At 60.9% G+C, this 24283-nt stretch carries 23 protein-coding genes; 18 read left to right on the top strand and 5 right to left on the bottom strand.

Features of this window, described 5'->3' with window-relative positions; genetic code table 11:
* Positions 1 to 548: 548 nt before the first annotated feature.
* Positions 549 to 2762, bottom strand: a complete 2214-nt coding sequence (locus tag ACP8KU_RS09095) for an NADP-dependent isocitrate dehydrogenase (RefSeq protein WP_237791440.1) — start codon at positions 2760 to 2762, stop codon at positions 549 to 551.
* Positions 2763 to 2953: 191 nt separating this feature from the next.
* On the opposite strand from ACP8KU_RS09095, the gene ACP8KU_RS09090 reads away from it, so the two are divergent.
* The 11 genes from ACP8KU_RS09090 (at position 2954) to ACP8KU_RS09040 (ending at position 12658) form a co-directional block, all read left to right on the top strand.
* The gene (locus tag ACP8KU_RS09090) at positions 2954 to 4207 is read left to right on the top strand and encodes an MFS transporter (RefSeq protein WP_042403997.1); all 1254 of its coding nucleotides are present in this window, start codon (positions 2954 to 2956) and stop codon (positions 4205 to 4207) included.
* Positions 4208 to 4242: 35 nt separating this feature from the next.
* Complete coding sequence (locus ACP8KU_RS09085) at positions 4243 to 5136, top strand: exodeoxyribonuclease III (protein WP_484483631.1); 894 nt, start codon at positions 4243 to 4245, stop codon at positions 5134 to 5136.
* Positions 5136 to 6083: a trimeric intracellular cation channel family protein gene (locus ACP8KU_RS09080; protein ID WP_005277314.1), complete on the top strand. Its 948-nt coding sequence runs from the start codon at positions 5136 to 5138 to the stop codon at positions 6081 to 6083. The genes ACP8KU_RS09085 and ACP8KU_RS09080 overlap by 1 nt, the downstream gene beginning before the upstream one ends.
* Before the next feature lie 50 nt (positions 6084 to 6133).
* Positions 6134 to 6325 (top strand): hypothetical protein, encoded by a 192-nt coding sequence (locus ACP8KU_RS09075; RefSeq protein WP_005277318.1) that lies wholly within the window; start codon positions 6134 to 6136, stop codon positions 6323 to 6325.
* Between the two features lie 15 nt (positions 6326 to 6340).
* Positions 6341 to 6820, top strand: a complete 480-nt coding sequence (locus tag ACP8KU_RS09070; protein WP_023028357.1) for a DinB family protein — start codon at positions 6341 to 6343, stop codon at positions 6818 to 6820.
* An 11-nt stretch (positions 6821 to 6831) separates the two neighbouring features.
* Positions 6832 to 7863 (top strand): tryptophan--tRNA ligase, encoded by a 1032-nt coding sequence (gene trpS / locus ACP8KU_RS09065; RefSeq protein WP_023028358.1) that lies wholly within the window; start codon positions 6832 to 6834, stop codon positions 7861 to 7863.
* A gap of 95 nt (positions 7864 to 7958) precedes the next feature.
* Positions 7959 to 9038, top strand: coding sequence for a YhjD/YihY/BrkB family envelope integrity protein (locus tag ACP8KU_RS09060; protein ID WP_023028359.1), 1080 nt, complete (start codon positions 7959 to 7961; stop codon positions 9036 to 9038).
* Between the two features lie 55 nt (positions 9039 to 9093).
* A complete protein-coding gene (locus ACP8KU_RS09055; protein ID WP_023028360.1) occupies positions 9094 to 9987 on the top strand; it encodes an RDD family protein in 894 nt (297 codons plus the stop codon).
* A gap of 37 nt (positions 9988 to 10024) precedes the next feature.
* Positions 10025 to 10945: an amidohydrolase family protein gene (locus tag ACP8KU_RS09050; RefSeq protein WP_023028361.1), complete on the top strand. Its 921-nt coding sequence runs from the start codon at positions 10025 to 10027 to the stop codon at positions 10943 to 10945.
* Between the two features lie 31 nt (positions 10946 to 10976).
* Positions 10977 to 11654: a type 1 glutamine amidotransferase domain-containing protein gene (locus ACP8KU_RS09045; RefSeq protein ID WP_023025374.1), complete on the top strand. Its 678-nt coding sequence runs from the start codon at positions 10977 to 10979 to the stop codon at positions 11652 to 11654.
* Positions 11655 to 11833: 179 nt separating this feature from the next.
* Complete coding sequence (locus ACP8KU_RS09040) at positions 11834 to 12658, top strand: alpha/beta hydrolase fold domain-containing protein (RefSeq protein WP_244262131.1); 825 nt, start codon at positions 11834 to 11836, stop codon at positions 12656 to 12658.
* Positions 12659 to 12817: 159 nt separating this feature from the next.
* Here ACP8KU_RS09040 and ACP8KU_RS09035 read toward each other — a convergent pair whose 3' ends face one another.
* The 3 genes from ACP8KU_RS09035 to ACP8KU_RS09025 are packed head-to-tail and all read right to left on the bottom strand — an operon-like array spanning position 12818 to position 15298.
* Positions 12818 to 14056: a hypothetical protein gene (locus ACP8KU_RS09035; protein WP_284643313.1), complete on the bottom strand. Its 1239-nt coding sequence runs from the start codon at positions 14054 to 14056 to the stop codon at positions 12818 to 12820.
* A 54-nt stretch (positions 14057 to 14110) separates the two neighbouring features.
* Positions 14111 to 15019 (bottom strand): C40 family peptidase, encoded by a 909-nt coding sequence (locus ACP8KU_RS09030; protein WP_284637450.1) that lies wholly within the window; start codon positions 15017 to 15019, stop codon positions 14111 to 14113.
* Positions 15020 to 15298 (bottom strand): chemotaxis protein, encoded by a 279-nt coding sequence (locus ACP8KU_RS09025; RefSeq protein ID WP_284637449.1) that lies wholly within the window; start codon positions 15296 to 15298, stop codon positions 15020 to 15022.
* 57 nt (positions 15299 to 15355) lie between these two features.
* On the opposite strand from ACP8KU_RS09025, the gene upp reads away from it, so the two are divergent.
* The 4 genes from upp to ACP8KU_RS09005 all read left to right on the top strand — a co-directional run bounded on the left by upp (position 15356) and on the right by ACP8KU_RS09005 (position 19174).
* A complete protein-coding gene (upp, locus tag ACP8KU_RS09020) occupies positions 15356 to 15991 on the top strand; it encodes a uracil phosphoribosyltransferase (protein ID WP_034653796.1) in 636 nt (211 codons plus the stop codon).
* A gap of 53 nt (positions 15992 to 16044) precedes the next feature.
* The gene (locus ACP8KU_RS09015) at positions 16045 to 16407 is read left to right on the top strand and encodes a helix-turn-helix domain-containing protein (protein ID WP_051141754.1); all 363 of its coding nucleotides are present in this window, start codon (positions 16045 to 16047) and stop codon (positions 16405 to 16407) included.
* Positions 16408 to 16485: 78 nt separating this feature from the next.
* Positions 16486 to 17676 carry a M20 family metallopeptidase gene (locus ACP8KU_RS09010; RefSeq protein ID WP_237799405.1) on the top strand — a complete coding sequence of 397 codons (1191 nt, stop codon included), beginning with the start codon at positions 16486 to 16488 and terminating at the stop codon, positions 17674 to 17676.
* A 70-nt stretch (positions 17677 to 17746) separates the two neighbouring features.
* Positions 17747 to 19174: an NAD(P)H-quinone dehydrogenase gene (locus tag ACP8KU_RS09005; RefSeq protein ID WP_005281545.1), complete on the top strand. Its 1428-nt coding sequence runs from the start codon at positions 17747 to 17749 to the stop codon at positions 19172 to 19174.
* Positions 19175 to 19183: 9 nt separating this feature from the next.
* On the opposite strand, the gene ACP8KU_RS09000 is transcribed toward ACP8KU_RS09005, so the two are convergent.
* Entirely contained in the window at positions 19184 to 20497 is a 1314-nt protein-coding gene (locus ACP8KU_RS09000; protein WP_005281546.1) for a short-chain fatty acyl-CoA regulator family protein, read from the bottom strand.
* Between the two features lie 165 nt (positions 20498 to 20662).
* Between ACP8KU_RS09000 and prpD the strand changes: the two genes are divergently transcribed.
* The 3 genes from prpD to ACP8KU_RS08985 are packed head-to-tail and all read left to right on the top strand — an operon-like array spanning position 20663 to position 24280.
* The gene (gene prpD / locus ACP8KU_RS08995) at positions 20663 to 22174 is read left to right on the top strand and encodes a 2-methylcitrate dehydratase PrpD (RefSeq protein ID WP_237799335.1); all 1512 of its coding nucleotides are present in this window, start codon (positions 20663 to 20665) and stop codon (positions 22172 to 22174) included.
* Positions 22174 to 23106 carry a methylisocitrate lyase gene (gene prpB, locus ACP8KU_RS08990; protein WP_023030188.1) on the top strand — a complete coding sequence of 311 codons (933 nt, stop codon included), beginning with the start codon at positions 22174 to 22176 and terminating at the stop codon, positions 23104 to 23106. The genes prpD and prpB overlap by 1 nt, the downstream gene beginning before the upstream one ends.
* A gap of 13 nt (positions 23107 to 23119) precedes the next feature.
* Positions 23120 to 24280 carry a bifunctional 2-methylcitrate synthase/citrate synthase gene (locus tag ACP8KU_RS08985; RefSeq protein ID WP_484483630.1) on the top strand — a complete coding sequence of 387 codons (1161 nt, stop codon included), beginning with the start codon at positions 23120 to 23122 and terminating at the stop codon, positions 24278 to 24280.
* The last annotated feature ends 3 nt before the right edge of the window (positions 24281 to 24283 follow it).

Genomic DNA, 24283 nt, shown 5'->3' with positions numbered 1-24283 from the left:
AACTGCACTAATAGTCGGAACTTAGGCAACCGTGGTTCCCGGAAGGTGAAAAAATTTTTTCAGTTGTGTGAAATTGAAGGAGCGAAAACGACGACACTGCGCGCCCCAGTGAAGGGAACGCGCGGTGAAAATTAGCTGGTGAAGAAGCTTTTACTTTCTCAGGCCATCGATGAAGTTGTTCCTGGTTTCCTCGGCTAGCCGCTTGTGCTCGCCTGCCGCGTAAAGAGTTTTTGCGGAACCCAATCCTTATGCTGCTCAGCTAGTACGGCGCCGACGAGGCGGAGGTCAGGTCCGTTGGATCGATATGATGGTCGCCCTATTGTGCACGGCCGTGAGGCTTACCACGAGCTCCACACCACGCTAGCGGGCGCAACCGTTTTGGCTTGAGAAGCAAGAAACGAGCAAGAAAAAGTTTGCGCAGGTAGATGGGTAGATTTGGTGATAAAAGCGGTTGTTTTGGCCGGATTTCGGCGAACGAAGCAAGAAAAGACCGCCTCGAACTCCGAGGAGTAATCGAGGCGGTCTGTGGCTAGAAACCTAACGCGGGTTTACTTCTTCAGGCCATCGATGATCTCGTTGAACTGTGCGACAGGGCGCATGACAGCGGAGGTCTTCTCGTCGTTGGGCCAGTAGTAGCCGCCGAGGTCGGCGGGCTCACCCTGGGCATCGATAAGAGCCTGGGAGATTTCATCGGCCTTGCCGGAAAGGTCGGAGGCGACGTCCTTGAAGGCGGCCGCGAGATCGGCATCCTCGGTCTGGTTAGCCAGCTCCTCGGCCCAGAAGGTGGCCAGGAAGAAGTGGGAACCGCGGTTGTCGTTCTCGCCCACCTTGCGGGATGGGGACTTGCCCTCATTGAGCAGGCGCTCGGTGGCCTTGTCCAGGGTGGTGGCCAGCACGCCGGCCTTCTCGTTGCCGTTGGTCTGGTTCTCGTGGCGGAAGGACTCGGCCAGCGCCAGGAACTCACCGAGGGAGTCCCAGCGCAGGTGGTTTTCTTCCTGCACCTGCTGGACGTGCTTCGGGGCGGAGCCGCCGGCACCGGTCTCGAAGAGGCCGCCGCCTGCCATCAATGGAACCACGGACAGCATCTTTGCGGAGGTACCCAGCTCGAGGATGGGGAAGAGGTCCGTGTTGTAGTCACGCAGCACGTTACCGGTCACGGAGATGGTGTCCTCGCCGCGGCGGATGCGCTCGATGGAGGTCTTGGTAGCGGTGACCGGATCCTGGATCTCGATGTCCAGGTCCTCGGTGTCGTGGTCCTTGAGGTACTTTTCCACCAAGGACTGGATATTGCGGTCGTGGCCGCGCTCTGGGTCGAGCCAGAAGATGGTCTTCATGCCGGACAGGCGGGCGCGGTTGACGGCGAGCTTGACCCAGTCCTGGATCGGCTCGTCCTTGGTCTGGCAGGCGCGCCAGATATCGCCGGCCTCGACGTCGTGCTCGATGAGCACCTCGCCCTTGGAGTTGCGGACCTCAACGGTGCCGGCTGCCGGTACCTTGAAGGTCTTGTTGTGGGAGCCGTACTCCTCGGCCTTCTTGGCCATCAGGCCGACGTTCGGCACGGTACCCATGGTGGTGGGGTCGAAGGCGCCGTTTTCCTTGCAGTCCTCGATGACGGCCTGGTACACGCCGGCGTAGGAGGAATCCGGGATGACGGCGAGGGTGTCCTGCTCCTCGTCGTTCTTATTCCACATGTGGCCGGAGGTGCGGATCATGGCCGGCATGGAGGCGTCAATGATGACATCGGAAGGCACGTGCAGGTTGGTGATGCCCTTGTGGGAGTTGACCATGGCGAGATCGGGGCCATCGGCAAGCGCGGATTCGAAGGCTGCCTTGATTTCCTCGCCATTGTCGAGCTTGTCCAAGCCCTCCAGGATGGAGCCCAAGCCGTTTTCGCCGTTGAGGCCGGCTGAGATGAGCTCGTCGCCGTACTTATCAAAGACATCGGCGAAGTAGGTGCGCACCACGTGGCCGAAGAGGATGGGGTCAGAGACCTTCATCATGGTGGCCTTCAGGTGGGTGGAGAAGAGCACGCCCTCTTCCTTGGCGCGCTTGACCTGCTGCAGCAGGAACTCATCCAGGGCCTTGGCGGACATGAAGGTGCCGTCGATGACCTCGTCCTTAAGAACCGGCAGCTCCGGCAGCAGGGTCTGCTCGCCGTCAGCGGTCTTCAGTACGATGGACAGGGTATCTTCCTCGGGGATGATGACGGACTTCTCATTGTGGCGGAAGTCGTTATCGTCCATGGTGGCGACGTTGGTCTTGGAATCCTTGGACCACTCGCCCATGCGGTGGGGGTGCTTCTTAACAAAGTTCTTTACGGCCTCCGGCGCGCGGCGGTCGGAGTTACCTTCACGCAGGACGGGGTTAACGGCGGAGCCCTTGACGGAATCGTAGCGGGCCGCGATGTCCTTTTCCTCGTCGGTGGAGGGGTTATCCGGGTAATCAGGCAAGTCGTAGCCGGCGGCCTGCAGCTCGGCGATGGCCTTCTTCAGCTGCACCAGGGAAGCCGAGATATTCGGCAGCTTGATGATATTAGCCTCTGGGGTCTTGGCCATCTTGCCCAGCTCAGCCAGGGCGTCTTCCACCTTTTGGTCCTCGGTGAGGCGCTCCGGGAACTGCGCGGCGATGCGGGCAGCTAGGGAAATATCGCGGGTTTCTACGTCAATGCCCGCGGTGGAAGCGAAGGCCTCCACGATGGGCTTGAGGGAGTAGGTCGCCAGAAGCGGCGCCTCATCGGTACGGGTCCACGTAATCTTAGCCATGATTCTCCTATTAAATGTGGGAAAATTTCTTCAGGTGACCAGATTACCGATTTTGTCCGCTCCATGTGGAGCGCTCGGTACATTCTGGGGCTGGGTGGCATCGGTCACGGGGCCATGCGCTGGGTAAATCTCTTCACCTGTCCACGCCCTGAACATGCTTTATGCGCAGGTGGGGTGTATCGTCGCCCCTCGTGAAAATTATCGATCAGTTAAGCCCGCGCAGCGCCCATGAACATCGCATTCACCGTCGGCCTTTGCCCCGCCAGACGGAGATTTCTACCGCGCGCCGCACCATCGTCATGGTGGCGATGGCCCTTGGTGCGTTTGCTATCGGTACTACCGAGTTCGTCTCGATGGGCCTGCTGCCGCTGATCGCGGAGGACTTCGGGGTTTCTGAAGATACCGCCTCCACGCTGATTACCACCTACGCCCTCGGCGTGGTGGTCGGCGCGCCGCTGATTGCGGCCTTTACCGGCAAACTCCCGCGCCGCCGCCTTATCCTCTTGCTCATCGGCTTTTTGGTGGTAGGCAACCTGCTCTCGGTCCTCGCGCCGAATTACTGGGTGCTGATGGTGGCCCGCTTCATCGCCGGCATGCCCCACGGCGCGTATTTCTCCGTGGCTAACCTGTCCGCGGCGTCGATGGCCCCTCCCGGCGGGCGCGGCAAGGCCATGGCTTTTGTGGGCATGGGGCTTGCCATCGCCACGGTCATCGGCGTGCCCGCGGCACAGGCCCTGGGTTCCGCACTGGGGTGGCACGCGGCCTACCTGGTGGTCGTGGTCATCGGCCTTATTACCGCCGTAGCCCTGTTTTTCCTCATGCCGCACATGACGGAGATGAAACAGACCGATATCCGCACCGAGTTCGGCGCCTTTAAAAACAGCCAGGTGTGGCTCACCGTTATCATGGGCGTGGTGGGTTTCGGGGGCATGTTCTCCGTCTATACCTATATCTCCTGGACCATGACGGAGGTCGCTGGCCTGAGCGATAGCCTGATTTGGGTCGTGCTCATGGCTTACGGCATTGGCATGACGATAGGCAATGCCTTTGGTGGCTGGTTGGCAGACCGCAACCTCGAATTTGGCATCATTTTCGCCTTAGCCAGCCTGATCATCATCCTCACGGCCTTCTATTTCCTTTCCAGCCACGCCATCGCCGCCACCATTTGCTTTGGCATGGTGGCGTTTATGGGTTCCACGTTGGTGCCGTCGCTGCAGCTGCGCTTGGTCCACGTGGCGGGCGATGCCCAGACCTTATCCGCCGCGCTCAACCAGTCCGCGCTCAATATCGCGAACGCGGCCGGTGCGACCATCGGCGGCATCGTCGTCGGCGCGGGCTTGGGCTACTCTGCTCCGGCGCTGGCGGGCGCCGGCTTGGCGGCCGCGGGTTGCGTTGTGTGGGCGATAACAATGTGGGATAAAAAACGCCTTGCCAATCGTGGCTAGAACTACCACCGCACACGCCTATATTCTGGAGCACCATGAGCCTTACCATCGCTAGCGTCAACGTCAACGGAATCCGCGCCGCCTGCAAGCAGCGCAATGAGAATAACCCCGGCATGAATGCCTGGCTGGAGCAGACCCCGGCCGATATCGTGCTGATGCAAGAGGTCCGCGCCACCCCGGACCAAGCCACAAAGGCCCTGGCTCCCGCCCTGGAGGCGGGCTGGCACCTAGAGCTTGCCGATGCCGCCGCCAAGGGCCGCGCCGGGGTCGGCATCCTTTCCCGCACGCCGCTTGCCGATGTCGAAATCGGTTTCGGCTCCTTCACCGATGCCGGCCGCTGGATTGCCGCCACCACCCGCGATATCCGCGTGGCCTCGCTGTACCTGCCTTCCGGCGATACCGATTCGCCGAAGCTGGATGAAAAGTACCGCTTCCTGGATGAATTCGATGCCGTGCTGGCAGAAAACGCCGATAAGGACATGGTCATCGGCGGCGACTGGAATATCTGCCACCGCGCCCAGGATTTGAAGAATAATAAGGTCAACGAGAAGAAGGCCGGCCACCTGCCAGAAGAGCGCGCCTTTCTGGACCACGTCTTCGGCAGCTTCCCGGATGAGGCGCCGCAGGAGAAAAAGAACCTGGGGGAGTGGCTCGGAGTCGTGGACTACGCGGGCATCACGCCGTGGGAGCCGGCCACCGCGCCGCAGTGGTTCGACGTGGCGCGCCGCCTCCACCCAGAGGCCGACGGTCCCTATACCTGGTGGACCTACCGCGGCCAGGCCTTCAATAACGATGCGGGCTGGCGCATTGACTACCAGGCCGCTACCCAGCCGTTGCTCGATCGCGCGCAGCGCACCTGGGTGGATAAGGCCCCGACCGTGGAGCAGCGTTGGTCCGATCACTCGCCGCTGCTGGTGGAATACGCCTGATGTCGCCGCTTTTTAGCGTCCTGTACGTCATCGGCATTACCGCCGAGTCCATGACCGCTGCGCTATCGGCCGGCCGGCAAAAACTCGACCTGTTCGGTGTGACGATGATCGCCTCCATCACGGCGCTAGGCGGCGGCACTGTCCGCGATATCGTGCTGGCGGATCCGCCGCTGACCTGGGTGGAACACCCCATCTATCTGGTCATCGTCATCGCCGCTGCCATCGTCACGGTGGGCATGTCCTTCCTCATGCACTATTTCCGCCACCTCTTCCTCATCCTCGATGCCTTGGGGCTGGCGGTCTTTTCCGTGCTGGGCACCCAGATTGCCGCCCACTTGGGCTACGGCTTCATCATCGCCTCGGTATCCGCGGTTATCTCCGGCGTCTTCGGCGGCGTGCTGCGCGATCTGCTCTCAGACCGCATTCCGCTGGTATTTTCCGGCGAGTTTTATGCGGCCATCTCGATCCTCGCGGCCGGGCTGTACATGATCCTCTTGCGCGCCGGGCTATCGGAGGAACCCACAGCGATCATCACCGCCCTAGTCTGCTTTAGCGCGCGCCTTGCGGCTATCTACTTTAAGAAGGGCCTGCCCGTCTTCGAGTACCGCGACGGCGAGCAACAGATGGATCCGCGCCTGCGGCTATCGGCGCGCATCGTGCGCGATGGTGCCCGCCGGGCCAAGCGGAAGGCGGGCGCGGCCACCCGCTACGCCAGCCCGATTACCCGGCCGCTGATTCGTAACAAGCGCACCGCAAGCGATTTTTCCTCCCCGCTCAGCCTCGAGGAGCTAAATAGCAACCGGATCGCGCGGCCGACCGCTCACGCATCGATTACCCGCCCCAGTGGGAAGCACTCGCCTGGGGCGAGGGGAGTGGATGTGCAGCAGCAATGGACCTTCAACAAGGAGGATGTGGGCAGGCAAAGGACCCCCAAGCACAAGCAGTAGTGCTAGTATAAACACGTTAAAAATTTCGAAATCTGCAACGGAGAAAGTTCATGGCTCGCGCAATTATTCCTTTTGTCCTTGGCGCCGTAATCCTCGCCCTGAGCATCTGGTGGTGGACCGCTGTCGGACCGTCCTTCGCCTTCCTTGGCCCCATCGTCCTCATGGGCGTCGGCGGTGCCTTCATGGTGACCGGTTTCGCCGTCTTCATGGACATCGTCAGTCCCACCTCCCGCAAGGTCTAAGGGCGCGGTCTGGCGATGAGGGCTATCGATCTGCTTACGGACATGGCGCAACGCCCGCTCGATGCGCTCGCCGCATTGCCGGATCTGACTAACGAGACCGCCAATGCGCACTTTGGTGATCACCCGAATTCGATCACGTGGCTGCTATGGCACACCGGCCGCATGGCAGACCTGCAGCTAGCGCAACTGACTGGGGAAGAAGAGCTGTGGCAGCGCTACGACCTCGACCTGCCGGATGCCATGGGCTATGGCCAATCGGCGGAGGAAGCGCGTGCGGTGACCACGCAGGACATCGGCAAGCTCTGCAGCTATACCCAGGAAGCATTGGAGCAGGTCAAGGCGTATGTGACCTCGCTGGAGGATGACAACCTCGATGACGTGATCGATACCTCGTGGACCCCGCACGTTACCCGCGGTGTCCGGCTGGTCTCGATTTTTGATGACGCCGCGCAACATCTTGGGGCGGCCAATCAACAAGCAAAAATGACGGAGTAACATTACCTGACATGACTGATTCCACTGCATCTAATTCTGCGTCCCGCGTACTTTCCGGCATTCAGCCCACCGCTGATTCCTATCACTTGGGAAATTACTTGGGAGCGCTGAAGCAGTGGATCGACCTGCAGGAAGGCTACGATGCCTTTTACTTCATCCCGGATCTGCACGCGATTACCGTGGAGCAGAATCCGGAGGAGCTGCGCAACCGCACCATGGCGGGGGCTGCACAGCTCATCGCGCTGGGCATCGACCCGGAAAAATCCACCCTCTTCGTCCAGTCCCACGTGCCCGCCCATGCGGAGCTGACCTGGGTATTCCAGTGCCTGACCGGCTTCGGCGAGGCCTCCCGCATGACGCAGTTCAAGGATAAATCCGCCAAGCGCGGCGCCGATCGCACCTCGGTGGGTCTTTTTACCTACCCCATCCTGATGGCGGCCGATATCCTGCTGTACTCGCCGGATTACGTGCCGGTGGGCGAGGACCAGCGCCAGCACCTGGAGCTCACCCGCAATCTGGCCGAGCGCTTCAACAATAAGTACGGCGAGACCTTCCACGTGCCGGAGCCGTTCATTCCAGGGGGCGCGGCAAAGATCTATGACCTGCAGGATCCGACGTCCAAGATGTCTAAGTCCGGCCCCAACCCCAAGGGCCTGGTCAACCTGCTTGATGCCCCGAAGACCTCTGCCAAGCGCATTAAGTCCGCCGTCACCGATGACCTGGGCTCGGTTGCCTTCGACCGGGAAAACCAGCCGGGCGTATCGAACTTGCTGGTCATCCAGTCCGCGCTGACCGGCGAGTCCATCGACTCCTTGGTCGAAAAGTACGCCGGCCAGGGCTACGGGCACCTGAAGGTGGATACCGCGGAGGCGCTCGAGGCCTTTACCACCCCGCTCAAGCAGCGCTACGACGAGCTCATGGCGGATCGCGGCGAGCTGGAGCGCATCTTGGAGCGCGGTGCCCAGACCGCACAGGAAGTAGCGCAGCCGCTTGTCGATGCCGTCTATGAAAAAGTCGGCTTCCTTCCTCGCCCGCGCAGGTAGTAGGTACCCCTTAACCCACCCCACCGAGGGACAAGTGGGTGTTTGCCAGCTACGCTATACGAGGATAAACGCTGTGCGAACAAGAAGGGAAGCACGTGTCCACCACCACGCAATCCTCCTCTAAAAAGACGGACCACTACGGCATCGAGCGCGCGAACGCCGATGATCCGGGGGCGATAGATAAGGTCCGGCGTAAATCGCCCATGGTTGACCACCTCATGCGCATGCAAGAGCGCTATGCCGCAGAGGGCGGAAACCAATTTTCCGCTGGCATTACCTATTACTCGGTCCTGTCCATTTTCCCGTTGGCGATGCTGCTGGTGGCCACCATCGCCGCTGTCCTTGCTAACCGCGAGGACCTGCTCAATGACTTGCAGTCCTATATCACGGACTCCATTGACGGGAACCTCAGCGAGTCGGTCAATGAGATCTTGGATAAGGCCATTGACCAGCGCGGTGCCATGTTCGGTATCGGTGGTTTGACCACCCTGTGGTCCGGACTGGGCTGGATGAACCATCTGCGCATCGGCATTTCTGCCATGTGGGGCATCGATGCCAACGACGGTGGCTCCTTCCTGAAGAAGAAGTTCTCGGATCTTCTGGGCCTTATCGGCCTGATCGTCGCCTTCGTCGTGGCCTTCAGCGTGACCGCGGCGGGTTCCTCTGGGCTTACGCAGAAGGTATTTGACCTCTTAGGCATCGATTCCTTCCCTGGCATGGGCTACGTGTTCTTCTTTAGTGGCCTGCTGCTGGGTCTTATCGCCAACTTCATCGTTATGTGGTGGCTGATTATGATCCTGCCGCGCACGAAGGTGCCTAAGAAGTCCGGCTTTATCGGCGCCGCCATTGGTGCGGTGGCATTCGAGGCCATTAAGCAGCTGTCCACGGTGATTATGTCCTCTGCCACCGGCAGCCCGGCCGGTGCGGTCTTTGGCCCGGTCATCGTCCTGATGATCGTCATGTACTTGGTGTGGCGCGTGGTGCTGTATATTTCCGCATGGACCGCGACGACCGCAGAATCCCTGAAGTACGCGCACCCGCCGGTTCCAGAACCCGCCGTTATCCGCGTGCGCAATGAGGTGCGCGAGGGTGCACCGGCAGGCGCGGTCTTCGGCGTGGGCGCTGCTCTGGGCGCTGCGGCCGTGGGAGTGGCGAAGCTTTTCCGCCGGAAATAATTATCCTCCCTACGGGTGAGGACCGCCGCGCGCCTTACCTTTAAGATAGGACACTATGAACGCCGATGATATTGCCCCAGACCTCTACGAACAGTGGGACCTCGACCGCAATGGTGGCGAGGATGAGCTTTCCGTTTTATTGGAAGCAAAAGACATCAAGCTCGGGCAGCAGGGATATAACCAGGATGAGCCGCGGCGCGTCCAGCTGCGCATAGCGGCCAGCATCCTGGGTTCGGCGAAGAAGAGGGCCGAATACGATGAAGCATTGCGCACCGGCCTTCGCCCGACGTGGGGCGAGCTCGGCACGCTGAGCTCGGTGGGGCAGTGGTCGCCGGCGCCGCGCCCGCAACCGAGCTTCCACGATCAACCGCAGGGCCCGGCGCAGGCACCCGGTTTTGCCCAGCCCAGCCCGTATAGCTCCCCGTACGCGCGCGATCCATTCGCCCAGCATGCTTCGCCGCAGCAGCAGATGGTGCCATCGCCCGCTGCCGCGCCGGCGCCAGTCCAGCACCAAGCGCAGAAACGGCCGTCCCAAGAAACGCGCATCGGCATGGGCATCTTGGACTTTTTCTTGGCCGGCGGCATCAGCGGCGCGGTTGGCGCGGGCGTCGACGAGCTCGCGGATGTGGAAGCGTTGTCCTTCGTCGCTGCCTGCATCGTGATGGTGGTTTACGTCCTGGGCAGCGAGGTATGGATGGGCGCTAGCCCGGCAAAGATTCTTGCCGGCTATACCGTGCGGGACGTGGATACGAAGGAAAAGCTCAGCCTTAGCCAGTCCGCCAAGCGCCAGTGGTGGCGCCTTATCAACGTGATACCTGGCATTGGGCAATTAGTGGGCATGCTGGGCGCAGTGGTGCACGCGACCACCATCAACGAGGAAAACAATCTGCGCGGTTCCCACGACGATCTCGCAAACGCCGAAGTGGTTAAGAGGAAGCCGCGCAAGTAGATCGCTGACATGGCGTATCCCAGGGCTGGTGCCTACGATGGTGCGCATGCATGATGCACCTTTGATTAGCCCCGAAAACAAGGATTCCGCCGAGAACGTGGTGGAACAACTGCCCAAGGTATCCCTGTGGGAACCAGTCCGCTCGCAGGCCGGCACCGCGGAGGAATTGAATGCGGATATCCGCGAGCAGTGTGCCCAGCTTGCCGATGACCACGTGGTCTACGCAGAATTGCAGCTCAACCCCGCGGCTTATTCTTTTGATACGTCCGCAATCGTGCGGGAGGTGGCCGCGGAACGCTTCGGCGATCTTGAGGTACGGTTTGTCCTCGAGGCAGCAGAGCCAGCGGATAATGCGGGGGACTCTGCGGGTATTGCGGGCTATACCCTGCCGGAAGGTAGCGCTGCCGCCGCAGCGGAATTACGCGCGAAGTACCTGCCTACCCAAATCGCGGTGGGTGAGGATTTCGCCGCCACCGAAAGCGCGGCGCAGGCCGGAGTGAACCGCCTACTTCGCCCAGTGAATATGATCGATGATTTCACCGCCGATGTTGATGGAATTCGCCCAGGCAAGGCCTCCGGATGGATCCGCGACCGACACATTCCGCTGGTATTTTCGCCCGTGGACGATGTTGAGGAACTCACGGATCACCCGCTGCCGCTGTTACAGCAGCTTGGTTTTACCTGCTCGGTCTCCTCCGGCGATTCCACGCTGAGCAGGCAATTTCTCGCCTTGAGCGAGACCTTTGGGTACGGCTTGGAGGAGTTTTTCGATCTCACCGTGAAGGCGATTGAAAATATTTTCGACACCGAAGAGACAAGGCAGCGTATCCTTGAGACCGTTGTCCTTCCGGCCTACGAGGACCTCTCCGATCCGGAACTTGCCGGCCCCGATGCTGAGGAGTCGCTCCAAGATTCCGGGTTCTCAATGAACCTGAATGACAACGCTTCCGAAGGGTAATAGAGAGTTAATCTACATAAAGGAGGAAGAGATGCCTTCCGCACTATTCGTTGTTACCGCCGCTGATAAGTGGACGCTCGCAGATGGCAGCGCCCGTCCTACCGGTTACTGGGCCGAGGAGCTCATCGCTCCGCACCGCGTGTTTAAGAACGCTGGTTGGGATATCGACTTTGCTACGCCGAACGCAAAGGCACCAGTAGTAGACGAGTACAGCCTCGAGGTATTGTCTGAGGGCGACCGCGCCGAGCAGGAGAACTACCTCGCAGAAATCGGCCCGGACCTGGAAGACCCACTGAACCTGGCCGATGTTAAGGAAGCCGACTACGACCTCGTCTTTTACCCCGGCGGCCACGGCCCGATGGAGGACTTGGCTTATGATCAAGACTCCGCCAAGCTGCTGCAGGAACGCATTGAGTCCGGTCGCGCCCTGTCCCTGGTTTGCCACGCACCGGCCGCATTGCTCGCGCTGGACAATGACAACTGGCCACTCAAGGGTTACACCATGACTGGCTTTACCAACGCCGAAGAGGGCGAGGAGACCATCGCCGCTGCCAAGTGGGTTGTTGAGACCCGCCTGCGCGAGCTCGGCGCTGATTTCAAGCAGACCGATCCGATGCAGCCTTATGTTGAGGTTGACCGCAACCTGTACACCGGTCAGAACCCAGCATCGTCTGAGCCTTTGGCACAGCGCATCCTGCGCGACTTTTAATGCGGGTGCTGAAAGCTCTCGTTGCAGGCAGCGCGGTTGTAGGGGCGGCGGCATATTTTAAGAGTCGTCGTCCTTATCTGCGCAGCGTTGCACCTGAGCTTCGCAGCCCATTACTGTACCTGCCGCTGCACCTGCTCTCGGGCGATCGATTTGCTCGAACGAGCAGGCTATTTGCCAATATGGATGTGGCACGCCCGAAGTGGCGCCCGGTGGATATCGAAGAGCTATCTTGTTCTTTTGAAGACCAAGCATTCCGCGCCCGCGTTATTACTCCACGCGGAGATGGAACGTCAGCCGAGCCACGTCCCGTCGTGATGTGGATTCATGGCGGAGGTCACCTGCTCGGTGGTCCGGCGATGCATGATCCCCAAACTTCGCTCTTCGCATCGGAGCTGGGGGCCATCGTCATCGCACCGCGCTATCACAAATCCACGCAGGAACCTTTTCCTGCGGATCTGGAAGAGTGCTATGCCGCTTTGCGCTGGATGCAGGAAAACGGCGAGCTGCTAGGCGCGGATACTTCGCGCATTGCGGTCGCTGGCGATAGCGCCGGCGGCGGCTTGGCCGCTGGTCTCGCCCAACGCACGGTGGATGAAGGTCATTCCATTCGAGCGCTTGGATTGGTCTATCCAATGCTTGATCACCGCACCATTGCTAAAGAGGGGGCGGTGGGGCAGTTTATTTGTCCACCGAACTTAAATCGCGGCGCTTGGGATATGTACTTAGGCAAGGACCATTTACGAACCCCGCTGCCACCGTATGCATCGCCGGCGACGCGTTCGGATCACTCGGGGATGCCGCCCACGTGGATCGGCGTGGGAGACATCGACCTTTTTCATGATGAATCCGTAGCCTTTGCTACCGCACTGCAGAATGCCGGAGTCGAGACCACACTTGATGTGTATGCAGGTGCCTATCACGGCTTCGATCAGGTACGCCCGCGCGCGCCCCAATCGCGCAGAATGCTGGCAGATCTTATCGATCACCTCGGCTCTCACCTTTAGCCGCACTGTATTCGGAATGAGATGTGGGTGAAAATGCAGCAACCGCCCGAGTCCACGCTCCACTATGAGGAGTGGTTGGACTGGGGCGGTCTTCGGCTAGCGGCGGCTCCCGGCAGCTGAGGTAGCTAGAGCCGGTAGACCGCAGGGCAGAGTAAAAGCTTAAAAGCGGGAGAAGCGCTTAATCAGCATGTTCTCGAGGCCCTTCCAGGACTCGGCGTGTTCGTTATACGGCTTCGACGGGACGTAGCCGGCGTGCTCGGTGGAACCGAGCATGTAGCCCAGGTAGTCCTGCAGGCGCGGATTGGCCAGCATATAGGAGTTGATGGAATCGTCCCCGGCCCAGTCCGCGGCATCGGCGCAGACCTCGTAGCAGCGGGCTAGCTGGTCAGAGTCGACCGATTCGGGTCCCTTTTCAATATCGCGCACGAGGCCGTTAAAGGAATATTGGTTATCCGGGTGGACTTGGACCTCCAATTCGCCGGCGTTGGCGGCGGTGACGACGTCCTCCCAGGTAGATACGCGCGCCAAGTCGTGGTCATCATTATCGATGAGCCATCGCACCAGCGTCTTGGAGGAATCGAAGGTAAAGATTTCGCCCCACTTGCCCAAGAAGATGGGCTTGCCGTCCAGGTAGGTGCGCAGCGTGTAGACGGATTTGGACTGTGCGGTGATTTTAATCGGGTCGATTCCGGCGGCGGCCCAGGGGGACTCGTCATAAGGATCGGCAGCATCTGCTGCGGCCTTGCGCTTTTCTTCGGCCTCCTTGGCGGCAGCCTTGTCCGCGCTCGCAGCCTCGGAGATGCGGGATTCGGCGTCCGAGACCGCAGAGTCGTCGAATTCACTATTAGGAACCACGCGGACGTGCTTATCCAGATCCGCGATGACCTTCTTCCAATTGGTCAAGATGACCCGCCCGACGCCGGTCCACTCATTCAGTCCCTGCTCGCCCGAGTAGTGATCGGCGCCGCGGGAGACGTTGCGCAGGATGGAGTGGGTGGCGAAGAAGATGGTGGTCTGTTCGGCAGCGGCGACATCGGCAAGCGCGGATGCCACCTCGAGGTCGCGCGCCACGGTGGAGACATTGGCGTGGCTGGGGCGGCCGGCGAGGGCTTCCGGCATGCCAATGAGATCGTATTCATCGCGCTTGGCCGGGGTGACCCGGTGCGCCGGGCGGGCGGAAAATTGCTCCCACTGCGGGTGATCCAGCAGGTCATGCTTGGCATCGGACTCCAGGTAGCACAGCAGCTCAGCGGGGGAGTCAAAGACCAAAACGGAGTCATCGTCGCCCAAAAAGGCTTGCCACTCGGAGCCATTTTCGCGCCACTTGGGCGCCCAGAGGGTATAAAAATCGCCCTCAGTCAAGGAGAGCTTAATAGGCACAATCGCACGGGTACTCATGAGCTTTTAGTCTACCCAACGCCCCAGCTGCCGCGCGGAATTGGCGGGCGCTTGTCAAGCAGTCGGGCGCCAAAAGCCCTTAAATTGCATGCCCATATTATTCGTCCGCAGCGGGTTGGTCTGCACGGGGTCACCGGCCTCCACGATCTCGCCATTGCCGGAATACATCGCCACATGGCCATCCCAGACCACCAGATCGCCGGGCTGGAGTTGATCGGCGCTGACCTGCTTGCCGATGGCCTGCTGGTCCGCCGTGCGCGGTATATCCACCCCCGCTTGGGAATAGGCCCACTGGGTAAGCCCTGAGCAGTCAAAGCCACCGTTGCCGGTTCCGCCCCAGGTATAGGGCTGGCCCACCTGGCTCTTGGCCGCGGCCACGGCCGCGCGGCCTGCCTCTGAGCCGGCTTCTGCGCCCGCTGATGGGGGCGGCGCGGGTGCAGCGCCGAGCTCCGCCGGAGGAGCCACCGCGGTATGCGTCGCCGCGGCGGCCGTGGCCTGCTGGGGCTGGCCAACGGCTGATTCCACCGGCCGCTGGGAGATGGGCAACAGGGCCGCGGCGGTGGTGGTGAGCTCGTCTTTCAGGCGGTTGACCCGGGCCATCGCCAAGCCAATGTGCTCGTCTATCACGGTGCGAAGGGACGCAAGCGCTGCAGCCCGGGAGGCGGGATCGAGGGAGATTAATCCCATCGCGATGGGCGCAGCGGCCTGGATGAGCCGCGTGCCGATGCCGAAGATATCGCCGGCAGCCGCCGTAATGAGGCCGCGGGCCTGGTTCAGTACTGCGGAGACGGTCTCGTTATCGCCGGTGAGGAGGTTAGCGGCGGCGATAAGCTGCGAGGCATCGCCGTGCGCGATATCCGCCAGCGGCTGGGCGGCGGAGAGATCTGGGACGCTGGGAAGTTGGACATCGGGAAGCGGCGAAGGCTGCAGCGCGGCGATATTTTTAATGGCGGTAGCAAGCACTTAGATCGCCGCCCCGAGGGAGTCACGCAACGCCGCATCGGAGTCTTCCGCCTCCCGCGACATCTGGAAGGAAGACTGCGCGATGTGCCCCATATCGTGGCGCAGCATGGTCATCCGCGCCCCAATATTGTCTAAGGCGGCATGGACCGCTTCATTGAACCCGGTAAAGGCCGAATCTTCGGGCAATGCCGGGTGGGGTGGATTGTCTCCCTGCGCGTTCGCGTGCAGGTCACGGGCTAAATGGCGGGCGTGGGCGGTATCTATCTGAAATGGTCTCATGCCCTATTGGACTGGCCAATGGCCCAAGTGGTTCCCAAAAAGTTTAAAGTAGTGGGCATGGATATCCACGTCGTAGACCACCCGCTTGCTGCTTCCCGCCTGACCCTGATGCGCGATGCGCGCAGTGATAACTCCGCTTTTCGCGCTGCGCTCAAGGACCTGGGAACCATGCTCGTATATGAAGCCTCCCGCGATTTGGCGGTAGAAAACTTCGCTTGCGAAACCCCGGTTGCCACAGCACAAGGCACCCGCCTGCAGGATCCACCCATCATCGTGCCCATCATTCGCGCCGGGCTCGGCATGGTGGATCCCGCCCTGTCGATGATTCCAGATGCCCAGGTCGGCTTCATTGGCATGGCGCGCGATGAAGAAACCCACGAGCCCGTGCCGTACTTGGAGGCGCTGCCGCAAGACCTCACCGGGCGCACCGTCTTCGTCGTTGATCCCATGCTGGCCACCGGCGGATCCCTGCTGCACGCCCTGCGCCTCTTGGCCGCCCGCGGCGCTACCGATATCACCGCCATCTGCATGGTCTCGGCCCAAAATGGCGTGGATGCGCTGGAGAAATCGGGCCTTCCCGTCCGCCTCGTCACCGCCGCCATTGACCCTGAACTCAATGCGGATGCCTATATCGTGCCGGGGCTTGGCGATGCCGGCGATCGCCTCTACGGCCCGCGCAATATCGATCTTTAAGCTAGTATTTCTCCCTGAAAGCCCGAAGGCGGCTTTCAAAGGGGGAAATGATCGTGAGTTTTATTCAACTAATGTGGTCGAGCTACGGCTACGGATTTTCGCAACAGCTGCGCCGCGTGCGCGAGCGGCGCGGGGTATCCCAGCAAGTGCTCGCGGATATTTCGGGGGTATCGCGCAGCCAGATTTCCAACCTGGAACGCAATGAAAATGGCCTACACACCATGGCGGACCCGCAATTATCCACGGTGTACAAACTGGCGCTGGCTTTAGAAATCCCGCCGGCGGTCCTCTTGCCGGCCGGTGGGGACGTGGTGGAGGGCCACTTGGCAGACTCCGCCGTGCTCGGGGTAGAAGATGTGGCGCCCTTTCCACAGGACTACATCAACCAGCGGCGCTTTAGTGATGCGCGGGGCTAACCACCCTGACTTACTGAACCGCATGGTCTAGTTGTAGACTGCCTCCAAGAGATAGTCCAGCAACAGGGAGGCGTGCGCGTGATCTCGGAGTTTATTAACGAGTGGTTCGATGCTCACCGTGCGGAGGTCATCGCGTGGCGGCGCCATATCCACCGCAATCCGGAAACGGCGAACCAAGAGGTGGAAACCACCAATTACATCGCGAATATCCTTGCGGATTACGGGCTCGAGCCGCAGCGCTTCCCGCACACCGGCCTCATGGTGGATATCGGCCCGGATACAGAGCTTGGCCGCTTGGCCTTCCGCGCCGATATCGATGCCTTGCCCATTACCGAGGTAACAGGGCTGGAGTTTACCTCCGAGAAGCCCGGTACCATGCACGCGTGCGGCCACGATGTGCACACCACCGTGGCGCTCGGCCTGGCTTGCGCGCTGGCGGATTTTCAGCGGGTTAATGAGCTGGAGCTGGGCATTCGCATCATCTTCCAGCCGGCGGAGGAAGTGTGGGTCGGCGGGGCCACCGACGTTATTTCTTGGGGCGCGTTAGAAGGCGTGCATTCCATCTTCGCCATCCACGCCGAGCCGAAGCTGCGCGTGGGGCGCATCGGAATCCGCGCCGGGGCCATTACTTCGGCAACGGACGTGGTGGAGCTCAAGATCAAGGGCCCGGGCGGGCATACCTCGCGCCCACACCTATCCGCGGACGTGGTCTATGCGCTGGGCAAGGTTATTACGGAGCTGCCGACGCTGCTGTCTCGCCGCGTTGATCCGCGCACCGGCACGGTTTTGGTCTTTGGCCAGGTCAATTCCGGCTACGCTCCTAACGCAATCCCGGAAACCGGCATGCTGACCGGCACGATGCGCACCGCCGATATCACCATCTGGCGCCAGATGCAGGAGCTCTTCGCGGAGCTAGTGGATCAGATCCTCGCGCCGGTGGGGGTAGAACACGAATTGTCCTATAACCGCGGCGTGCCGCCGGTGCTTAACGATGACGTCGCTACCGCCATGCTCGCTTCTGCCGCACAATCCATCGACCCGCAAGCCGTGGTCCAGGCCCCGCAGTCTTCCGGCGGCGAGGACTTTTCCTGGTATTTGGAAAAGGTGCCCGGTTCCATGGCGCGCCTTGGTTGCTGGTCCGGGGAGGGGGAGCAGCACGATCTGCACATGGGCGACCTCATCGTGGATGAGCGGGCAATTGGTGTGGGCATTAAGCTTTTCGGGGCTGTGGTCGAGCAATTTATGGGGGAGAATGCGCAGGCGGACTAACGCGCTGGGGTTACCTACGGGTTAGACTCGTAGGCGACTTTAAAAGTGGAGCCTATAAAGGAGCAATTGCGTGTTGAACCAGACCAAGCGAATTGTCATCATCGGCGGTGGCCCGGCGGGCTACGAGGCAGCGCTGGCTGGCGCCAAGTACGGCGCGGAAATCACCATCATCGAAGACCAAGGCATGGGCGGCAATAGCGTGGTCTTGGACTGTGTTCCCTCCAAGTCCTTCATCGCCGGCGCCAATATTAAAACGGACTTGCGCCGCGCGGATGACATGGAGCTGAACGAGGGCATCGGCAAGGCGCAGCTTTCCATCAGTGCGCTGAACCAGCGCGTGCAGGACTTGGCGGCTAAGCAATCCGGTGATATCCGCAATACCATGGATTCCCTGGGCGCCCGCGTTATCGATGGCCGCGCGCACTTCCCGGAGGATCAGCAGGCCGATGCCTTTGGTGGGCACAAGGTCACCGCGGTCTTCAATGAGGATGGACACGAGGAGACGCTGGATGCGGACCTCGTCTTGGTGGCTACCGGCGCCACCCCACGCATTTTGCCCGGCGCCCAGCCGGATGGCGAGCGCATCCTGACCTGGCAGCAGGTATATAACCTTACCGAGCTGCCGGAGCACCTCATTGTGGTGGGTTCCGGTGTCACCGGTGCCGAGTTTGTCTCCGCCTTCGCTGAGCTGGGCGTCAAAGTTACGATGGTGGCCTCGCGCGATCGCATCTTGCCGCATGATGATGCCGATGCCGCCGACGTCCTCGAAACCGTGCTGAGCGAGCGCGGCGTGGAGCTGGAAAAGAACTGCCGCGTGGAAACCGTTAACCGCACCGAGGACGGTAACGTGCTGGTCACCACGCAGGACGGGCGCGAGATTCACGGCTCGCACGTCATCATGTCCATTGGTTCTGTCCCGAATACCAAGGATCTGAAGCTGGAAAACGTGGGCGTGGAAACCGCGAAGTCTGGTCACATCCAGGTAGACCGCGTCTCGCGCACCAATATTGCCGGCATTTACGCAGCCGGTGACTGCTCCGATCTTTTCCCGCTTGCCTCCGTGGCCGCGATGCAGGGCCGTGTGGCGATGTACCACGCGCTTGGTGAAGGCGTCTCGCCGCTGCGCCTGAAGACCGTGGCTAACGCGGTCTTTACCCGCCCGGAGATCGCCGCGGTCGGCTTTACCCAGGCTGAGATCGAGGCCGGTGAGGTCGCCGCCCGCGCCATTACCATGCCGCTGAATACCAACCCGCGTGCGAAGATGCGCTCGCTGCAGCACGGTTTTGTCAAGCTATTCTGCCGCGCAACGTCCGGCCGCGTGATCGGTGGCGTCATCGTCGCGCCGACCGCCTCCGAGCTCATCCTGCCCATCGCTATGGCAGTGACCAACCAGCTCACGGTGAACCAGCTGGCCGATTCCTTTGCGGTCTACCCATCGCTATCTGGCACCATCACCGAGGCCGCCCGCCGCTTGGTGGCCCATGATGACCTGGAGTAAACCTCGTTCCTAGAACGTGGAGTAAGCATGCTCCGCAGTGCGGTTAAGCTCGATTTTGATCGGCCTATCTGCCTCCGGCAGGGCGCGCTGCGGACAGAATTCGCGGGGGCAGGCCGTACAGCCTGGGCCAATCGGGGTGGCGGCGGAACTGTCCAGGTTCAGGGCATCGGCATAGACGATGCGATCGGCCTGAGTGATATCGCAGCCTAGGCCCACCGCGAATTCCTTGCGCGGGGTGCCCCACGACTTGGCGGTTCCCTGCACGAAACGCCCGATCCACAGGTAGGCGTGGCCATCCGGCATGGCGGCGACCTGCCGGGTAATGCGGTTCGGGGTTTCAAAGGCGCGGTGGACTACCCACAGGGGGCAGGATCCACCAGAGCGCGCGAAGTGAAAGGCGGTAGAGGACTGCCGCTTGGAAATATTGCCCGCACGGTCAGTGCGGATGAAGGAAAACGGCACGCCCTTAAGCCCTGGGCGCTGGAGCGTGGCAAGGCGCTGCGCGGTTGTTTCAAACCCGGTTCCAAAGTAGTTGCATAGCAGGTCGATATCGTAGCGGGTATCTTCTGCCATCGTGAGAAAGCGCTGGTAGGGCATGGTGACAGCCGCCGCGAAATACTGCGCAAGGCCTAGGGTTGCTAAGTCTTGGGATTCGCCTTCGGGCAGTTCAGATACGAGGTTGTCACAGATATCGCCGTAGGCAAGTAAGCAGTATTGCAGGGCCATTTCAAAGACCAATTGCGCCTCAGATAGCCCATCGCGCAGCGAGAGTTCGCGCGTATCTGGGTCGAAGCTGCGCCGAGGGCCGGGACGGGAAAAGCGCACCGTAACCCCCAGATCCTCATGCATGCGGGAGGCGAGCCGGCCGCGGCGCAGGACGCGATCGCCCAACTTGCCAGCGAGTTCTTCTGCGAGCACATCGAGCTCGTGGATGTAATTATGCGCGTCATAAAAGAAATCCCGCACCACTTCAAAGGGGGAGGGGTCCGCAGCGGGCGCGCGGGAAGCAACATCAACAAACCGCGGCATCAACTCGGGAAAGCGAGAGGCGAGATCCGAGAGCGTTTCTTCAGAGGCATCGGGGAAGATGTGGCGGAGCTCGGTAATCGTATGGATATCGCGGTCTTCGGCGAAGTAGCTGGGATCCACGGTAAAGCGCTGGGCTAGCTGCATTAACACGGTGACGGTCAGCGGGCGCTGGTCGTTTTCCAACTGGTTGAGGTAGCTCGTGGATAACCCCAACTTCTTCGCCATCGCCACCTGGGTGAGCCCGCGCTGCTTGCGCAAAGCGTGAATCCGTGCCCCCGCATAGTGCTTGGTCATGCGTCCCCGTCCTTCCTTTAAGTCCCCTGCGCTGTGAAAATCACAAGTTTTGCAGATTTCACAAAAGAAGTCCGCTAATTTCCACAAACATTACCTATAGCGTGCACCACATGCAAGCATTTACTGTGATGTGCAACGCATTCTTGATGAAGGAGGACGCAACTAGTGAAAAACCATGAGGTACGCACTCATAAATCCGCCGAGGACTTCCCGTACGAGGAGCACCTGGCGTACAAGGTGGCCGAGGTGGCCGCGGACCCCGTAGAGGTCCCGGAAGAAACCACCGAGATGATCATCAACCGCATCATCGATAACGCCGCCGTAGCTACGGCCTCCGTTGCCCGCGGCCCCGTCACATCCGCGCGGGTGATGGCAGAAGCCCACCCCGTGGACAAGGGCGGTTCCACCATCTTCGGCATCGATGGCACCTATTCCGCGGAGTGGGCAGCACTGGCCAATGGCACTGCGGTCCGCGAGTTGGACTACCACGACACTTTCCTCGCCGCCGAGTATTCCCACCCCGGCGACAATATTCCACCGCTTCTTGCCGCAGCGCAGCATAAGGGCCTGAGCGGCCGCGACCTTATCCGCGGCATCGCAACCGGCTATGAAATCCAGGTCAACCTGGTCAAAGGCATGTGCCTGCACGAGCACAAGATCGACCACGTGGCGCACTTGGGGCCATCGGTAGCCGCAGGGCTTGGCACCATGTTGGGCCTGGATAGGGACACGATTTACCAGGCCGTCGGCCAGGCGCTGCACACCACTACGGCAACCCGCCAGTCCCGCAAGGGCCTGATTTCTTCGTGGAAGGCCTACGCGCCAGCCTTCGCCGGCAAGATGGCCATCGAGGCCGTCGACCGCACCATGCGCGGCGAGGGCGCTCCGGCACCGATCTGGGAGGGAGAGGACGGGTTCATCGCCTGGATGCTGCATTCACCAGAGCGCACCTACACCGTGCCCCTGCCAGAAAACGGTGAGGCCAAGACCGCCATCTTGGATACCTATACTAAGGAGCACTCGGCGGAATACCAGGCGCAGGCGCCCATCGATATGGCCTTCGCGCTGAAAAAGACGTTGGAGGACAAGGGCCTGAAGACGGCGGATATCGAGTCCATCGTGCTGCACACCTCCCACCACACCCACTACGTCATCGGCACCGGCGCGAACGATCCGCAGAAGATGGATCCTTCCGCCTCCCGCGAAACGCTTGACCACTCCGTGATGTACATCTTCGCGGTCGCGCTAGAAGATGGCATCTGGGACCACGAAACCTCCTATTCCCCTGAGCGCTCCAACCGCCCGGAGACCATCGAGCTGTGGCAGAAGATCTCCACCGTTGAGGATCCCGAGTGGACGCGCCGCTATCACTCCAACGACCTTGAGGAAAAAGCCTTCGGCGGCAAGGCCGTTATCACCTTCAAGGACGGCACCGTCATCGAAGACGAGCGCGCCGTAGCTGACGCCCACCCGCTGGGCGCCCGCCCCTTCGCCCGCGAGCAGTACATTGCCAAGTTCAAAAAGCTTGCCGATGGCGTCGTCGACGAGGCCGAGCAAGAGCGCTTCCTCACCGCCGTGCAAGACCTAGAAAACCTCACCGATCTAACCGAACTCAACGTGCGGGTCAGCGATGAGCACCTTGCCACCGCGCCCGAGAAACCGGAGGGAATCTTCTAATGGCTGGACTATTTGGTTCTACAATCAGCAACGCAGAAAAGCGCGCGAATTTCCGCAAATCCATCGAATCCGGATCGATCACCACGCTGCCGGGCGCGTTTAACCCGCTGACCGCCCGCCTTATCCAGGACATCGGCGGCTTCGACGGCGTCTACGTATCCGGCGCGGTGCTGGCCAATGATTTGGGCCTGCCCGATATCGGCCTGACCACCTTGACCGAGGTAGCCCAGCGCGCCGGGCAGATTGCGCGCGCTACGGACTTGCCCGTGCTTGTCGATGCCGATACCGGCTTCGGTGAACCTATGTCCGCCGCCCGCACCGTCGCCGCCCTCGAAGATGCCGGGCTGGCCGGCTGCCACCTGGAAGACCAAGTCAACCCGAAGCGCTGCGGGCACCTCGACGGCAAGGAAGTGGTGGACAAGGAAGTCATGGTCCGCCGCATCAGCGCGGCCGTCAACGAGCGCCGTGATCCTAATTTCATCATTTGCGCGCGCACCGATGCCGCCGGTGTCAATGGCATCGATGACGCCATCGACCGCGCTAAGGCCTATGCCGAAGCCGGTGCGGATCTGATTTTCACCGAGGCGCTGTATTCCCCCGAGGACTTTGAAAAGTTCCGCGCCGCCGTGGATACGCCACTGTTGGCGAATATGACGGAGTTTGGCAAGACCGAGCTGCAATCAGCAAAGACCCTCGACGGGTTGGGATACAACGCCGTGATCTGGCCGGTCTCCAGCTTCCGCGTGGCCATGGGCGCTACCGAAGAATTCCTGCGCGACTTGCAAGATACCGGCATCCAGACCGAGTGGTTAGAGCGCATGCAGCACCGCTCCCGCCTGTACGAACTGGTCCGCTACCAGGAATACAACGAGTTTGACCAGTCCGTATTCACCTATTCCAAAGACAGCTACCAACCCATTTTTGAAAGCTAAGGAGCCAGTGACCATGTCCGATAAGAAAAACGAAACCCCAGAAATCCGCAAGGGCCTTTACGGTGTCGTTGTCGATGAAACCGCCATTTCCAAGGTCGTTCCAGAGACCAACTCTTTGACCTACCGCGGCTACCCGGTCCAAGAACTGGCCCGCTACTGCTCCTTCGAAGAGGTCGCTTACCTCTTGTGGAATGGCAAGCTGCCGGGGCAAGAATCCCTCATCCGCTTCTCCGCGCGTGAGAAGGCATTGCGACACCTAGACCGCCACCTCATTGACCTGATCATGTCCATGCCGCAAAGCTGCCACCCCATGGACGTTCTGCGCACAGCGATCTCCTTCATCGGTGCCCAGGACGCGGAGGAATACACCAAGGACTCCGAGCACGTGCGCCGTACCGCGCTCGAACTCATGGCGAAGATCCCCACCATCATCGCGCTCGACATCCGTCGCCGCCGCGGTGAGGGCTACATCGAGCCGTCCCGCAAGAAGGGCTTTGCCGAAAACTTCCTGTGGATGGTCTTCGGCGATGAAGAAGGCTCCCCAGCGGTCAACCGCGCCGATATCGAGGCCTTTGATAAGTCCCTCATCCTTTACGCCGAGCACTCCTTCAATGCCTCCACCTTCTCGGCGCGCGTGGTTACCTCCACGATGTCTGATACCTACTCCGCCATCGTCGCCGCCATTGGCGCGCTCAAGGGGCCGCTGCACGGTGGTGCCAACGAGGCCGTCATGAAGAACTTCCTCGAGGTAGACGATCCTGCCAAGGCCGAGGAGTGGACCAAGAACAAGTTGGCCAACAAGGACCTGGTCATGGGCTTTGGTCACCGCGTGTACAAGAACGGCGACTCCCGCGTTCCCACCATGGAAGCTGCCTTCAAGGAGTTGGCCGAGCAGCACGACCAGACCAAGTGGATCGAGATGTACGACATCATGGCCAAGACCATGGAAGAAAACACCTCGATCAAGATCAAGCCGAACTTGGACTTCCCGGCCGGCCCTGCTTACCACATCCTCGGGTTCGACATTCAGTTCTTCACCCCGATCTTCGTCATGGCCCGCATTACCGGTTGGACCGCGCACATCGTGGAACAAAACGAGAACAACTCGCTGATTCGCCCTCTGTCCGCCTACGTCGGCGAAGACCAGCGCTCCGTTCCGCTGAAGTCCTTCTAATCG

The organism is Corynebacterium sp. LaCa_282 (genome assembly GCF_057198125.1).
The sequence above is the reverse complement of the archived record's forward strand: the minus strand, read 5'-3'. Positions and strand labels throughout refer to the sequence as shown.